The 15,793-nt window shown below is 39.3% G+C and carries 11 protein-coding genes; 8 read left to right on the top strand and 3 right to left on the bottom strand.

Going from position 1 to position 15,793, the window contains the following annotated elements:
* On the bottom strand, nt 1-1,098 hold the full coding sequence (locus ACFE6N_RS07255; RefSeq protein WP_378935167.1) for an efflux RND transporter periplasmic adaptor subunit: 1,098 nt from the start codon (nt 1,096-1,098) through the stop codon (nt 1-3).
* A 353-nt stretch (nt 1,099-1,451) separates the two neighbouring features.
* Here ACFE6N_RS07255 and ACFE6N_RS07250 point away from each other — a divergent pair, with 353 nt between their 5' ends.
* Nucleotides 1,452-3,281: a M61 family metallopeptidase gene (locus ACFE6N_RS07250; protein WP_378935165.1), complete on the top strand. Its 1,830-nt coding sequence runs from the start codon at nt 1,452-1,454 to the stop codon at nt 3,279-3,281.
* Between the two features lie 133 nt (nt 3,282-3,414).
* Here ACFE6N_RS07250 and ACFE6N_RS07245 read toward each other — a convergent pair whose 3' ends face one another.
* Nucleotides 3,415-3,879, bottom strand: a complete 465-nt coding sequence (locus ACFE6N_RS07245; protein WP_145859397.1) for a hypothetical protein — start codon at nt 3,877-3,879, stop codon at nt 3,415-3,417.
* Between the two features lie 257 nt (nt 3,880-4,136).
* Between ACFE6N_RS07245 and ACFE6N_RS07240 the strand changes: the two genes are divergently transcribed.
* The 3 genes from ACFE6N_RS07240 (at nt 4,137) to ACFE6N_RS07230 (ending at nt 9,475) form a co-directional block, all read left to right on the top strand.
* Nucleotides 4,137-5,912 (top strand): AMP-dependent synthetase/ligase, encoded by a 1,776-nt coding sequence (locus tag ACFE6N_RS07240; protein ID WP_378935163.1) that lies wholly within the window; start codon nt 4,137-4,139, stop codon nt 5,910-5,912.
* Nucleotides 5,884-7,605, top strand: a complete 1,722-nt coding sequence (gene ggt / locus ACFE6N_RS07235; protein ID WP_378935162.1) for a gamma-glutamyltransferase — start codon at nt 5,884-5,886, stop codon at nt 7,603-7,605. Before ACFE6N_RS07240 ends, ggt begins: the two co-directional genes overlap by 29 nt.
* A 547-nt stretch (nt 7,606-8,152) precedes the next feature.
* The gene (locus ACFE6N_RS07230) at nt 8,153-9,475 is read left to right on the top strand and encodes a DUF6089 family protein (RefSeq protein ID WP_378935160.1); all 1,323 of its coding nucleotides are present in this window, start codon (nt 8,153-8,155) and stop codon (nt 9,473-9,475) included.
* A gap of 541 nt (nt 9,476-10,016) precedes the next feature.
* Here ACFE6N_RS07230 and ACFE6N_RS07225 read toward each other — a convergent pair.
* A complete protein-coding gene (locus ACFE6N_RS07225; RefSeq protein ID WP_378935158.1) occupies nt 10,017-10,994 on the bottom strand; it encodes a hypothetical protein in 978 nt (325 codons plus the stop codon).
* Nucleotides 10,995-11,104: 110 nt separating this feature from the next.
* Here ACFE6N_RS07225 and ACFE6N_RS07220 point away from each other — a divergent pair, with 110 nt between their 5' ends.
* From ACFE6N_RS07220 to ACFE6N_RS07205, 4 genes are all read left to right on the top strand, one after another.
* Nucleotides 11,105-11,539, top strand: a complete 435-nt coding sequence (locus tag ACFE6N_RS07220) for a MarR family winged helix-turn-helix transcriptional regulator (RefSeq protein ID WP_090986686.1) — start codon at nt 11,105-11,107, stop codon at nt 11,537-11,539.
* Nucleotides 11,540-11,614: 75 nt separating this feature from the next.
* The gene (locus ACFE6N_RS07215) at nt 11,615-14,020 is read left to right on the top strand and encodes a 3-hydroxyacyl-CoA dehydrogenase NAD-binding domain-containing protein (protein ID WP_378935413.1); all 2,406 of its coding nucleotides are present in this window, start codon (nt 11,615-11,617) and stop codon (nt 14,018-14,020) included.
* 66 nt (nt 14,021-14,086) lie between these two features.
* Entirely contained in the window at nt 14,087-14,461 is a 375-nt protein-coding gene (locus ACFE6N_RS07210) for a four helix bundle protein (protein WP_090986682.1), read from the top strand.
* Between the two features lie 131 nt (nt 14,462-14,592).
* The gene (locus ACFE6N_RS07205) at nt 14,593-15,768 is read left to right on the top strand and encodes an acetyl-CoA C-acyltransferase (RefSeq protein WP_090986680.1); all 1,176 of its coding nucleotides are present in this window, start codon (nt 14,593-14,595) and stop codon (nt 15,766-15,768) included.
* Nucleotides 15,769-15,793: the final 25 nt, after the last annotated feature.

Below are 15,793 nucleotides of genomic sequence, written 5' to 3'. Positions count from 1 at the left end.
TTATTCTTTAACCAAATGAACTTTAACCGGTGCACCTTTTTTCAAAGCCATTGATCCGGTGGTTAATACCGTGTCGCCAGCTTTTAATCCCGATGTAATCACAATGTTTTCATCGGTACGCGTACCCGCTTCTACCTTAACCTCTTGTGCTTTACCATCTTTTTGGATATAAACGATCTTACCTTTTAAAACCGGAATAACTGCTTCGTTAGGAATCAGAATAGCATTTTGAAGGGTACTTAAAGCCAGTTTGATTTTCGCAAAGGAACCTGGTAACAAAGCGTTGTCCGCATTGGGAGCTAAAGCCCTAATTTGCAAGGTTCTGGTAGCGGAATTAATCCCAGGTTCAATCGCATAAACTTTTCCCTTGTTTTCTTTTGAAGAGCCATCAGTAGTAAATATGATTTCGGAGTTCACTTTGATCTGCCCTGCATATTTCTCCGGAACCGAGAAAGTAACTTTAACAGGATTTGTACTCACCAGGTTGGCAATCACTGTGGTGGGCGTTAAATAAGTGCCGATAGAAATGTTACGTAAACCTATACGGCCTGTAAAAGGTGCGCGGATAGTGGTTTTGGCCAATTGCGCCCGTACTAATTGTGCCTGGGCCTGCAACGACTTTAAATCTGCTAAGGAAGTATCGTATTCTTCCTGACTGATTGCCCCTTTTGCAAGCAATTGTTTTGCCCTGTTCTCATTTGTGCCGGAAAGTTTTTGTTTCGTCAGTGCATCCTGCAATTGCGCTTGTATATCCCGGTCATTTACTTTAACCAGTACACTTCCTTTTGATACCATAGTGCCTTCCTTAAAATAAATTCCGGTCACCAGTCCCGACACTTCACTTTTTAATACAACCGATTCGTTTGCGTCAATAGCGCCGGTTATTTCCAGGTCATTGTCAAACGATACCGGCTTTACAATAATTCCATCCACTGCCAGTGGAGCAGAGGCGCCTCCCTTACCAGCCTCTTTACCCTTTCCGGCACCAGCAGATGCACCACCTTTTCCTTCTAGTTTTTTATTTGCATTAATTCTGTAATATACCAGATAAGCCAGGCCTATTGCTAAAACAGCATAGATAATATACCTTTTCTTCATGTTATGATTTGTGTAGTGCGTATTCCCAACGTTAAAATGATATTAATGTTTGGAATTAGAGCGTAAAAATATTCAAATAGTTTAGTCCTAATTTCGTTGTATTAAGGATGTTACCATCTCGGTCCGAAGTTCACAGCTTGGTTGCAGCATGATAGTTTATACTAAGTTGTTATTCCTTCATAAATCAACCAGTTAATGCCTGATGACGTTTGGTGCTAAATCGCCCTGAGTTTTTCACAAATCGCCAACCTCCAGACACAAATTAAACAGAAACAACTATTTTACACCACATTGAGCTATTTTATATTAAAACCCCATCAATAAATCTAAATTTGTAGCAAAACACAGTGAATATGTTTAATAAAAAATCAGTTTTAAGTTTAGTTTTACTACTAACGTGTATTATGGCAGCGAAGGCGCAGGTAAAAATAGGCTTCGAGGTTTCTTTCAAAGAACCGCAAGCGCATTATGCAGAAGTGCAGATGAATATTTCTGGACTGACAAAAGATTATGTAGATGTAAAAATGCCTGTATGGACACCAGGTTCTTATTTAGTGCGTGAGTTTGAAAAAAGTGTTGAAGAATTTAAGGCTACTGCGGGCGGTAAAGCGGCAAAGGTTGAAAAGGTTAGCAAAAACACCTGGAGGATTTTCTCGGCAAAAGCTGCTAACATTCAGGTCAATTACCGGGTTTATGCATTTGAAATTTCAGTGCGTACACCATTTATTGATGAATCTCATGCTTTCTTATCACCAACAGGTATTTTTATGCACCCTGACGGCATGATCAAATCGGCAAGTACGGTAAAAATCGTTCCGTTTAATACCTGGAGTAAGGTTTCTACCGGCTTAGCTCCTGTTGCTGGCGAGCAGTTTACTTATAAGGCCAGCGATTTCGATATTCTGTACGATAGCCCTATTGAGGTAGGCAATCAGGACACTTTTGAATTTACGGCTGCCGGTGTTCGCCATGAAGTGGCTATGTATGGAGGCGGTAATTATGATAAAGAAAAACTAAAAGTTGATATGGCCAAAATTGTAGAAAAGGAAACTGCAGTTTATGGCGAAAATCCTAATAAATATTACCTGTTTATTGTTCACAATTTCTTAAAAGGGGGCGGTGGTCTGGAACACCTCAACTCCACTACTTTAGGTGCTACAAGAAATGCTTACAATACACCTGAAGGTTATAAAGGCTTTTTAAGCCTGGTTGCGCATGAGTATCATCACCTGTGGAATGTGAAACGTTTGCGCCCTATTGCTTTAGGCCCTTTTGATTATGATAACGAAAATTACACCACCAACCTTTGGGTGGCTGAAGGTTTTACCTCATATTATGAGAACAAATACCTGCACCGCGCAGGTTTTACCGATGTGAACGAATTTTTGAAAGATTTAGTTGGGGGCGTGGGCACAGTCTTAAATACCCCGGGTGCCAAATACCAGTCGGCAGCTTCGTCTAGTTATGATGCCTGGATTATTGGTTACCGACCGAATGAAAATTCGAAAAACAATTCAATCTCTTATTACAATAAAGGCGAAGTAATTGGTATTTTAATGGATCTGGAAATTATCAACGCCACCAAAGGTGCTAAAAGCCTGGATGATGTAATGAAGGCCATGTATCTGCAGTGCAAAACTTTAAAGCGAGGTTATACCGATGCCGAATTTAAAGCCATGGTGGAGAAAATATCCGGAATCAGCTTTACCAATTTTTGGGCTAAATATGTAAATGGGGTAGATGATGTAGAATATGTGAAGTACTTTGGTTATGCCGGTGTAGATGTTTCGACAGAAAATGCAACTCCAGGTAAGCCGGTTACCGGTGCTGCCGGACAGTTGACCAATGATGGTCTGGTAATTACTTCAACAACAAGAAATTCTGCGGCCTGGATCAGCGGATTGAACGTAAATGACGTTGTACTAAGTTTAGATGATACCTCATTAGGTGATGCGCTAGCAACAGTAAGGTTGAAAAGCCCGATGATTTCGTTGGATGTTATCCCGTTGGTAGGTAAAAAGAATATTGGTGATGTATTGAAACTTAAGGTTAGACGTGATGGATTAGAGAAAGAAATTTCGTTAACCCTGAAAGAGAATCCAAATGTACGCCTAAAAGCAACTGTTAACGAAAATGCCACACCGGCGCAGAAAGCAGTACTTAAAAAATGGACAGGAGTTTAATTTTTAATCGTAAATCTTTAGTCTATATATAAAGCACAAAAAATCCCGTAAGGAATTCATCTTACGGGATTTTTATGTTAAATGCTTTACTATACAAAGCTTAACGTCATGCGCTTAGCGCTAAACGCTATACCTAGAAAGTATATCTAAATCCCAGACCAAATCTTCCGGCATTAAAATCGCTGTTGTTGTCGCCAATGTAAAGTCTTGGTCTCCAATCTAAAGCCAATGCCAATGGTGCACCTGAGAATTTATAGTCTAAACCAACCATTGGAACAAGGTAAAAACTAGAACCGCCATCGTACAATTGAACGGAAGGACCACCACCTAAATACCAATCTAAACCTTTTGCGCCGCGGATAGATGAATTGTATTGGATGAAACCTTGAATAACGGTTGAATTTCCACCAAACAATACATCTCCCTGAAGGGCAGCCTTAGGACTGAAATGGTGTCTGATTGAAGGACCTACCAATGTAGCGCCGTCTCCGAAGTCAATACCTAAGCCTAATCCGGTTTTGTAGTTTTGGGCTTTAACGTTTGTTGTACTAAGGGCAAATAATGCAATGCATCCTAAAATTGTAAATAACTTTTTCATAATTTAAATGTTTTGTAAATAATTATCAGCCTAACAACTTTAATGCCGTTTCTGTTTTTTCGGTAAAAATTTTAACCTGATAAAAAACAATGCTTGCATAGTAATTTTGTAATCGCTAAGTTTATTAAAAATATTTTAACGGAAAGTAAATACGGCATTTCACTCATTGCCAAGTATTATTTTCATTAATAAATACACATAAAGTAAGCATCTTTATGTTTGATTTTTTTAATTTAACCAAATAATATACAATTCATATGGCGGCAGAAATTAAACGGGTTTTTGATCTTTTAAAGTACAGCCTCGAAAATCCTAAGCAGGAATTCATCAGCGGAAAAATTAACGGGAAATGGATAAATTATAGTACAGTAGATTTTTGCAATGCTGTAGATAACTTAAGCCGTGGACTAATTAAACAAGGTATTGGGAAAGGGGGCAGGGTTGCTGTAATGTCTCACAACCGGCCTGAATGGAATATTGCTGATTTTGCTGCCAGCCAGATCGGGGCTTATCAGATCCCCTTATATCCAACTTTAGCCGAGCATGATATTCAATTTATCTTAAAAGATGCAGAAATAGCCATAATTTTTGTAGCTGACGAAGAATTGTATAAAAAAATTAAACCTTGTGCCGATGCCATAAATCCTGATATTAAGATTTATACTTTTAACGAGGTTACAGCAACCGAAAACTGGAATACCTTAATTGAACTCGGTAAGGCAAGTACGGATATTGACCTGGAAGCCTATCGGTCAAGTGTGGAGCCAGATGATGTTTTGACCTTAATTTATACTTCAGGTACAACAGGAACGCCCAAGGGAGTAATGCTAACGCATAATAACTTAGTCGCAAATTTTGTAAACTCGGCTGTAGTTATGCCTGAGGGGGTCAATAAAAGTTTAAGTTTTCTGCCTTTATCGCACATTTTTGAACGGATGATCATTTATCTATACCTCTTTAATTATACAGGGATCTATTATGCAGAAAGTATGGAAACCATTGTTGCCGATATCCAGCATGTAAAACCTAATGCCTTTTCTACTGTTCCAAGGCTTCTTGAAAAAGTGTACGATAAGATCATGGAAAAAGGAAAGGCATTAACCGGAATAAAAAAAGGAATTTTCTTTTGGTCGGTAGCCTTGGCCGAAAAATATACCATCAATGCAGGTGCCTGGTACAATTTCAAGCTGGGTATTGCCCGTAAACTGGTGTTCAAAAAATGGAAAGAAGCGCTGGGCGGAGAAATCGTGGTCATCGTATCCGGAGGTGCTGCCCTCAATCCGCGATTGGCGAGGATCTTCTGGGCAGCTGGTATGCCTGTTTTTGAGGGTTATGGATTGACCGAAACCTCGCCTGTAATTACCGTTAATCATTTCGGCGGAACCATGTTTGGTACCGTTGGTGAGGTAATTAAAGGTGTGGAAGTTAAAATTGCCCCTGATGGGGAAGTATTGACCCGTGGACACCAGGTGATGAAAGGTTATTATAACCGGCCCGATTTAACTCAGGAGGCTATAGATCAGGATGGATGGTTTCATACCGGAGATATTGGTGAGTTGGTTGATGGCCGCTTTTTAAGAATTACCGACCGTAAAAAAGAGATGTTTAAAACAGCTGGTGGTAAATACGTTGCCCCGCAAATGCTGGAGAATAAATATAAAGAATCGATTTTTATCGAGCAGATTATGGTTCTGGGCGAAAATAGAAAATTTCCTTCTGCATTGATTGTTCCTAATTTCGAAACCTTAAAAACCTGGGCAGGCAGAAAGGGCATTGCTTTCAGCTCAAACGAAGAAATAATTAAAAACGAGCAGGTGCTCGCTAAATATAATGAGGTTATTGAAACGGCAAATGTGGATTTTGGTAAATGGGAACAGGTAAAGCGATTTGCACTATTACCTAAAGAGTGGAGCATAGATGGGGGCGAGCTAACGCCAAAATTAAGTTTGAAAAGAAAAGTGATTACCGAAAAAAACAGTGAAATAATCGAAAAAATCTATCGGGATGCAGAAAACTATAAAGCCCCTCACTAATTATAAAAAATCAGCAATATACCTAAGCATGATGTTTTTATTGGCTGGTTGTGTAACCGGACAATTGGGTAAAAACAATAGTGGCGAATATAAAAACGGCATGGTGGTTTCAGCTCATCCGGAAGCATCTCAGGTAGGTATAGATATCTTAAAAAAGGGAGGAAATGCAGTTGATGCGGCTGTTGCTGTTCAGTTTGCCCTGGCAGTGGTTTATCCTAATGCGGGAAATATCGGGGGAGGCGGTTTTATGGTTTACCGCAGTTCAACCGGAGAAATAAATGCCCTGGATTTCAGGGAAAAAGCAGCAAAGGCTGCTGCCAGAGATATGTATCTGGATGGAGCCGGCAATCCAATTGTAGATAAAAGCCTTTATGGCCATTTAGCTGCGGGGGTACCAGGATCGGTAGATGGTATGGTAGAGGCGCATAAGAAATATGGAAAGCTTTCCTGGGCGCAGGTACTGCAGCCAGCAATAGACCTGGCTCAACTTGGTTTTAAAATTACCAAACGGCAGGCCGCTGAATTGAACGGTTTGCATAGAAAGTTTATGGAGTTTAACCCAAATGGAACAGCATTTGTAAATTTGGAAAGCACCTGGCAGGAAAATGATGTGTTGGTACAAAAAGAGCTGGCCAATACTTTAAAGCTGATCCAGGAGAAAGGCAGAGCCGGTTTTTATGAAGGGGCTGTGGCCGATTCGCTTGTAGCCGAAATGCAGCGCGGAAAAGGACTTATCACAAAAGAAGATTTAAAAAATTACCATGCCGTTTGGCGTAAGCCGGTAACAGGCAACTACCGGGACTATAAAATTATCACCATGCCGCCAACATCAAGCGGAGGCATTGCCCTCATCCAATTGCTTCAGTCTGTAGAGCCTTATCCTTTAAAAAAATGGGGACATAATGCCGATTCAACCATACAGGTAATGGTTGAGGCAGAAAGAAGGGTATACGCCGATCGCGCAAAGCATTTGGGCGATCCTGATTTTTATGCCGTTCCGCAACAGCAGTTATTAGATGCCACCTATAATAAAAACCGGATGGCAAACTTTAGCTGGGCCTCTGCAACTCCAAGTAGTGTTGTGTCAGCCGGTGAAATAAATGGCAAAGAACATGAAGAAACCACGCATTTCTCTATTGTAGACCGTGATGGAAATGCCGTTTCCATTACCACCACTTTAAACGGTTCTTATGGATCGTTGGTGGCCGTAAAAGGAGCCGGTTTTTTGTTGAACAACGAAATGGACGATTTTTCAGTTAAACCAGGCGCACCAAATATGTACGGCTTGGTTGGCGGCGAAGCCAATGCGATAGCCCCGAATAAAAGAATGTTAAGTTCCATGACGCCGAGCATTGTGGAGAAAGACGGAAGATTATTTATGGTGGTAGGTACGCCAGGAGGTTCCACCATTATTACTTCTGTATTCCAAACCATTATTAATGTAATCGATTTCGATATGTCTATGCAATCGGCCGTTAATGCTAAAAAGTTTCATCACCAGTGGTTGCCAGATGAAGTGTATGTAGAAAAAGATGCTATTGACAGCCTATCAATATCGAAGTTGAAGGCAAAAGGTTATAAAATTTTACAGAGAGGCCCAATCGGCAGAGTTGATGCCATCTTAAGGACCAAATGGGGAAATTATCAGGGTGGTGCCGACCCAAGGGGTGATGATAAAGCCATTGGCTGGTAGCCATTTCGGCTCTATTTATTAATTTTCTATTGTATCAAATTAGCTACATATTAATTGGGCATATTTGGTGCATGATATGCTTAATAATGGTAATACTCAACACTGGACCTCACAATTGCTTTTTGACTATTTAACGTGAGCTATGGGTCTTAATTTTGCCGACATGCATGAACGTTTGGCTAAGCCAAAGTAGAAAATCTTCGTTCTCGGCATCACCGGCCTAACATCCCGATTGCTATCGGGATTCGGGAAGTACAGTCAAAGCCCACTCCCTGCCTTTAATAGAAAAATTTTCAGCCGGCTTTTTTTATTTCTTTCAAAAGGAAAGAAGCCCGTCCGGCCAGGACAAATAGAATGCTCAGTTAATATAAAAACACAGTTTTTAGTATCGCAAATGATCTTTTAGATCCATAGTTCAGGTTATTTAACAGAGGTTTCAATAGCGCAAATAGGTGTTGATAAGTTAATAAGTATTTTTACCGTGTTGTATTTTTGGTATGGCTATTGTAAAGATTGTGAGACGCTATTCAACGTTAAACAGAAAATTATGAAACTACAATTATCTAAAGCCCTACCAGTTGCAATTGCTGGTTTATTAATCGGGTCGGTTGCTTCAGCTCAGGAAAGTCCGGCAACTTCAACTACAACATTAAGAACATGGTCTATTGGAGTAAACGCTGGTGTGCTAACGCCATTATCACCACTGGGTGGAAAAAATGATTTCAGTAATAACAAATCAAGTTTGGGATATGGCCTATACATCAAAAAGCAGTTTACACCTTATTTCTCTCTACGCTTAGACGGCGTTCGCGGTAAATTAAAAGGTGATAACTCCGAACCCTATGAAAGCGGTTTGGTAAACAACGCTCCGGTAAAGTCTTTTGATACAGACTTATCTTATTCAGGAAGTTTAAATGCTGTTGTAAACATGTTCAATATCGATATGTTTAAAAAAGAAAATACTTTACAGCTTTATGCTTCTGCAGGAGCGGGTATTGCTGCTTACAAACCTACCATCACTACAGCAGCAGGAACTTCAGTATTTGGTAGTGGCGATAACATCCACGAATTGATTATTCCGGTAGGTTTAGGTGCGAAATTTAAAATTTCTGATGCCGTAAACTTTGATCTGGGTTGGACAATCAACTTTGTTGATGGCGATAACTTAGACGGTTATTACCAAAATGGAAACGATAAATACAATTATGCTTATGCAGGTTTAGAGTTTGCTTTAGGTAGTGGGAAACAACTGGCTTTCCATAATCCGGTAGCTTTAACTTATGATGAAGCACTAAAAGCAAAACAAACTGCAGAAGGTTTACGGTCTGAATTGAATGCCCAAAAAGCTGATAATGCAAAGCTACGCTCAGAACTTAACGATGTATTGAAAGATTCAGATGGTGATGGCGTTGCTGATAAATTGGATAAATGTCCGGATACACCATCAGGTACCGTTGTTGATGGTGCTGGTTGCCCGTTAAAAACGCCGGAGAAAGTAGTAGAAAAAGTTATCGTAACGGAAGAAGACCGTAAAGTAGTTAACGAAGCGATTAAAAACTTAGAGTTCGATTTAGGTAAAGCTACTATTCGTTCTAAATCTTATGCTTCATTAAATAGGGTTGCAGCATTATTGATACAGAAAAACTTTAGCTTAAAATTAGCTGGTCATACCGATAATACAGGATCAAAAGAACTAAACCTGCGTTTATCAAAAGAAAGAGCAGAATCTGTTAAAGCATATTTGGTTTCTCAAGGTGCCAATGCTTCACGTATTGAAGCTACAGGTTACGGCATGGGTCAACCGATTGCAACTAACAAAACAGCAGCCGGACGTCAACAAAACCGTCGTGTAGAGTTTACACTTTACTAAGTTGTTTTTAAACAATATTAAAAAGTCCTGGTGAAAATCAGGACTTTTTTGGTTTAAGCGGTTTTATTTAACATCGCTTGCTAATTTGATTAAGGGCTATAAATACGAATTGTCATCCTGAGAAATAATTTATTTTATAAAAACCAATATTAGTGACGTAACTGATTTTCTTATGCCATACATTTAATTAGGTGATATCCCTTTAGAAATCGTCATTCTCAACTTGATTGGGGATCTTAATGCAAACGTTTTAAGATCCCAGCATACGTGAGAATGACGACCATTGTGGATTCTGTCGATGGAAACGCAGTGAAGGATCTCTATTATGCCAATTTTATTTTAGCATCTTTTTTAGCAGAAAAAACCCAAAATAAACTTAATTGGTAGACTGTAAAAGCAAATTGTCAACCTGAACATAGTGAAGGATCTTTCTTAGTTTTGGTACTATTGGATTGTGAAATCACAAGACCACAGGCCTTGTTTTAAGGATTCTTCACTGCGTTCAGAATGACAGATTAATAATTATTATTTGGAATCCAACTTATTTCAGCGAAACAATCACTTTCTTAATCTCGCTTAAATCGTTCATCTCAAAATCCGGCGATTGCGGGTAAAAGCGTTGATAAATAATTTTATCATCTTTACTGTCGTATACACTGATGATTTTATCGTTATCGCGTTGCGTATAAACCACATATTTAATAGGAGCAGCGTTACTTAGGATTAAACTATCCAATGCTTTATACGATACAAACTTAAGTTTATAATTATAAGGTTCGGCAATAATTCCTGATGGTGGTAAAAGAGCTAATCTCGAAGAAAAAACCTCCTTAATATATTCGGGTACATACAGCGTTTCTTTTGCCAGTTCCGGCAAACGCACTCTATTGTAAAATTGGTAATCTAAATTACAATTTTCGCTGGCGAGCAATCCATCGTTTATTTGTTTTAAATAACCGCTTAAAAAGCCCGGCGACCAATTATAGAAACTGGCTTTATTATAGAAATGAGATAAAATATTATTTTTTATCCTTCGTTTCGTGCCATATTGCTGATCCTGTGTTTTAACGAGGAAATTAGTACTCGGATCAGCAAAAAGCGCTACTGCCGCCAATAAAATTTCTTCTTTTACCTTAGGCTTTTTAGACGGCGTTATTAACTTCAGCGCATAAATAATATTTGTATTGTTGATGCTGTCTGACTTTTCGGTATAAGCATCAAAATAAAAAAGTGAATAATTGGCAAGCGTATCATAACGTGCCAACTCTTCGGGTTTAATGATTTTATATGGTGTGATTTTCCAGTTTTTTTTAATGGCCAGCTCAAATTTTTCCAATTCAGCATAATCATTATACTGAAAGGTAAATAAAGTGGTTGTTTTTTTGAAAACCTCTAGCTCTTGACTGTTTAGAAGAGATTTTCCGAAATAGGCAACCTGGCTTTTTGCAATAGCCGCCCATAAAATAAAAAAACTAAACAAGAGTATTTGCTTTACTTTAAACATATTCTGCGGTTTCATTTTGTGTATGGCTATGATAAGAAAAAATTGACAAATATTTTGAATTTTTCTATTGCATTAACAAAATACATTCATTAGCTTTGTTATGCAAGCATAATAAATTAGTGAAAATGAAGCAACAACAAACCATAGATTACCATATTAAGTTTGCCTGGCAAAATATGTTTAATAAGTATAATCAAATGGCTTCCAGTTTCGGGATTACTCAGGCTATTGGTTATATGCTTATTAATATAGATGATGTTGAGGGCACTGCGGTTTCAAATTTAGCTGGCTTGCTTGGGGTTAAAGCAACCAGTTTATCGCGTATGCTGAATAACATGGAAGAGGCTAACCTTATTTTTCGGGAAACATCAGTAGGGGATAAACGTTCGGTAAAGGTTTTTTTGACTGATTTTGGTAAAGAGAAAAAACAGTTGGCCAAGGGGGTTGTTCGGAAATTTAACGAATATCTTGATGAGCATTTTTCAAAAAAAGAAAAAGAGACCTTTATCAACCTCCTGATTAAATTGAATGACATAACAGTAGCCTATACTGTAGATTAATAAATATAGTAATGAAATCTGTTTGACAAGGACTGTATAAAACGGTTCGTCAGACTAATGAAAAGCAAATAGATGATGAAACGAAGCATTAATAAAGTTGCAGTTTTAGGGTCGGGTATTATGGGTTCGCGTATTGCATGCCACTTCGCCAATATTGGTGTTGAGGTATTGTTGTTGGATATCGCACCAAAAGAACTCAGCCCCGAGGAGCAGGCAAAAGGATTAACATTGGACAACCCCATTGTAAAAAACCGGATTGTAAATACTGCTTTGCAAACGGCCGTGAAAACAAATCCATCTCCGGTCTACTCAAAAAAAGCCTTAAATAAAATCAAAACCGGAAACTTCGAAGATGATATGTCTAAAATCGCCGGTTACGACTGGGTGATTGAAGTGGTTGTCGAAAACCTAGATATTAAGAAAAAGGTTTTCGAACAGGTAGAGCAATTCCGTAAACCGGGCACCTTAGTTACATCAAATACGTCTGGTATTCCCATTCATTTAATGGCTGAAGGAAGAAGCGAAGATTTTAAATCGCATTTCTGCGGGACACACTTTTTTAATCCGCCACGTTATTTAAAGTTGCTTGAGATTATTCCTACGCCACATACCAAGCCGGAAATTGTTGATTTTCTGATGCAATATGGTGATAAGTTTTTAGGGAAAACAACTGTTTTATGTAAAGATACCCCGGCTTTTATTGCCAATAGGGTGGGCGTTTATTCGATTATGGCACTTTTGCATCTGGTCGAAAAATTAGATTTAACGGTAGAAGAGGTTGATAAATTTACAGGGCCGGCATTGGGCAGACCAAAATCGGCCACATTCCGCACATCAGATGTTGTAGGTTTAGATACCATGATCAAAGTGGCCAAAGGGCTTTATGACAACTGCCCTGATGATAAAGCACACGATTTGTTTAAACTTCCTGCATACGTGCAAAAAATGGAAGAAAATAAATGGCTGGGCGATAAAACCAAACAGGGTTTTTATAAGAAAACCAAAACGGCTGACGGAAAAACCGAAATTCTTGCACTCGACTTAAAAACATTAGAATATAAGCCTCAGCAGAAGGTCAAATCGGCGACTTTAGAAATGACCAAGCCGGTGGAAAACCTTCGCGAGCGCATGAAGATTTTTGCCAAAGGAAAAGATAAGGCAGGCGAATTGTTCCGCCATTCTTCATTTGGTTTATTTGAATATGTATCAGATAGGATCCCAGAAATTTCTGATGAATTGTATCGTATTGATGATGCGATGCGGGCTGGTTTTGGCTGGGAACTCGGTCCTTTCGAATTGTGGGATGCCGTTGGCGTAAAAGAAGCCATCGAGGGGATGGATCAATATGGCAATAAAGCTGCAGCCTGGGTACAAGAGATGCTGGACGCTGGAAATACGTCATTTTATAAAGTAGAAAACGGGGTTAAAAAATATTACGATATCCCTTCTAAAAGTTATAAAGCGCTACCAGGGACAGAGGAATTTATCATTTTGGATAACCTGCGCGAAAATAAAACGCTTTGGAAAAACTCTGGTGTTTCCATTATTGATCTCGGTGATGGCATTCTGAATGTAGAATTTCATACTAAAATGAATACCATTGGCGGTGACGTGATTTCGGGAATCAATAAGGCCATTGATATGGCAGAAAAAGATTACCGTGGTTTAGTTATCGGCAATGATGGTGCAAATTTTTCCGCCGGTGCCAATGTTGGGATGATTTTTATGATGGCGGTAGAACAGGAGTGGGATGAATTAAACGTGGCGATCAAAATGTTCCAGAATACGTCAATGCGCATCCGATATTCTTCTATTCCGGTGGTGGTAGCCCCGCATAATTTAACCCTGGGCGGAGGCTGTGAATTTAGTTTACATGCTGATCATGTTCAGCTTTCTGCCGAAACCTATATGGGCCTGGTTGAATTTGGTGTAGGTGTAATTCCTGGCGGTGGTGGTACTAAAGAGTTTGCTTTGCGTGCTTCTGATGAGTTTAAAGACGATCAGATTGTGCAGAATGCCCTGAAAGATCGTTTCCTAACTATCGGTATGGCCAAAGTCTCCACTTCGGGTTACGAAGCTTACGAACTGGGCTATCTGCAAAAAGATAAATTTTCGATCTCCATGAACCGCAACCGTTTACTTGCCGATGCAAAAGCAAAAGCGATTGAACTGGCTGATGCCGGTTATACCAAACCTGTACAACGGAATGATATTAAAGTGTTAGGAAAGCAGGGATTAGGAATTGTTTATGCCGGTGCAAATAGTATGTATGCCGGGCATTTCATTTCTGAACATGATAAAAAAATCTCTGAGAAACTGGGCTATGTAATGTGTGGTGGTGATTTATCTGCACCAACAGAAGTAACCGAACAGTATCTATTAGATTTGGAAAGAGAGGCGTTTTTATCCCTTGCAGGAGAAAGGAAGTCGTTAGAACGGATTCAGAGTATCATTACAAAAGGGAAACCGCTGAGGAATTAGATGTGAGACAGTAGACATTAGATTTGAGACAGTTTGCATCGTTCATAGCATCAGCAATAATAGAATATGAATAATTTAAAAGAGTTAAAAATTTGGAATAAGGCTATTAATTTAGCTGTTGATGTTTACAAAGCAACATCAACCTTTCCGACTGATGAGCGCTTTGGCTTAACCAGTCAATCTCGAAGGGCAGCTATCTCAATTCCATCTAACATTGCCGAAGGTGCCGGAAGAAATTCAGTCAAAGAATTTAATAATTTTTTAGGGATAGCTAATGGATCTTCTTATGAATTGCAAACTCAATTGGTAATCGCTAACAGACTTGATATTCTCGAATCTGAAATTTTAGATCTTTTACTGAATCAAATTGATGAACTACAAAAAATGACTTATGGTTTTCAGCAGATGCTGAATAAGAAAATTAATATGAAAAAGATGTGAGGAAGTAGATTTGAGGCCTATTATCATCTCGTGTCTCACATTTAATGCTTTAAATCTAAATACTAATCGATTTGAGTTATTAGTTTGGGTTAAGTCTCACATCTAATATCTCAAATCTCAAATTTCAAACAATGGAAGCATATATTATAGCCGGATATCGTACAGCAGTGGGTAAGGCACCCCGTGGCGTATTCCGTTTTACAAGAGCTGATGATTTGGCCGCAGAAGTAATCAGGGCTTTGGTAGCATCAGTCCCAAATTTAGATAAAGAACAGATTGATGATGTAATCGTGGGTAATGCTACCCCAGAGGCAGAACAAGGCTTAAATATTGGCCGTATGATCTCGCTAATGGGCCTGGATACTGATAAAGTACCAGGTGTTACTGTAAACCGTTACTGTGCATCTGGTTTAGATACCATTGCCACAGCAGTTGCCAAAATTAAAGCGGGCATGGCTGATTGTATTATTGCGGGTGGCGTAGAGGTAATGAGCGGAATGCCTTTTGGTGGCTGGAAACTGGTGCCAAATGCAGAGGTAGCAAAAAATAATCCAGACTGGTATTGGGGCATGGGCTTAACTGCCGAAGCCGTAGCTAAAGAATATAATGTAAGCCGTGAAGATCAGGATGCTTTTTCATTAAAATCTCATGAAAAAGCTATTCACGCCATAAAAAACGGTCATTTGAAAGATGGCATTCTGCCAATTACGGTAAATGAAAACTATCTTGACGATAACCTCAAAAAGAAAACCCGTTCTTACGTAGTTGATACCGATGAAGGGCCACGTGCAGATACAACGCTGGAAAAGTTGGCGAAACTGAAACCCGTATTCGATGCGGTAGGTAGTGTAACGGCTGGTAATTCCTCGCAAACATCAGATGGGGCTGCATTCGTTCTGGTCGTGTCTGAAAAGAAAATGAAAGAATTAAATGCCGAACCGATTGCGAGGTTGGTAAGTTACGGTATTGCAGGTGTTCCGCCACGTATTATGGGCATTGGTCCTATTGAGGCGATTCCAAAAGCTTTGAAGCAAGCTGGATTGAAAAAGGAAGATATTGATTTAATCGAACTGAATGAAGCTTTTGCCTCACAATCGTTGGCGGTAATCAGAACATTGGATTTAAACCCGGATGTGATTAATGTAAACGGTGGTGCAATTGCCCTGGGCCATCCACTTGGTTGTACCGGAGCAAAGCTTACTGTGCAGATCATGAACGAGCTGAAAAGGCAAAACAAAAAATACGGAATGGTAACCATGTGCGTAGGAACCGGGCAAGGTGCAGCTGGAATTTTTGAGCTTCTTTAGATCTGAGATCTTAGATGTGAGATTT

The organism is Pedobacter sp. BG31 (genome assembly GCF_042464845.1).
GTDB classification, from domain to species: Bacteria; Bacteroidota; Bacteroidia; order Sphingobacteriales; family Sphingobacteriaceae; genus Pedobacter; species Pedobacter suwonensis.
This window is presented reverse-complemented; position numbering and strand designations above follow the sequence as displayed.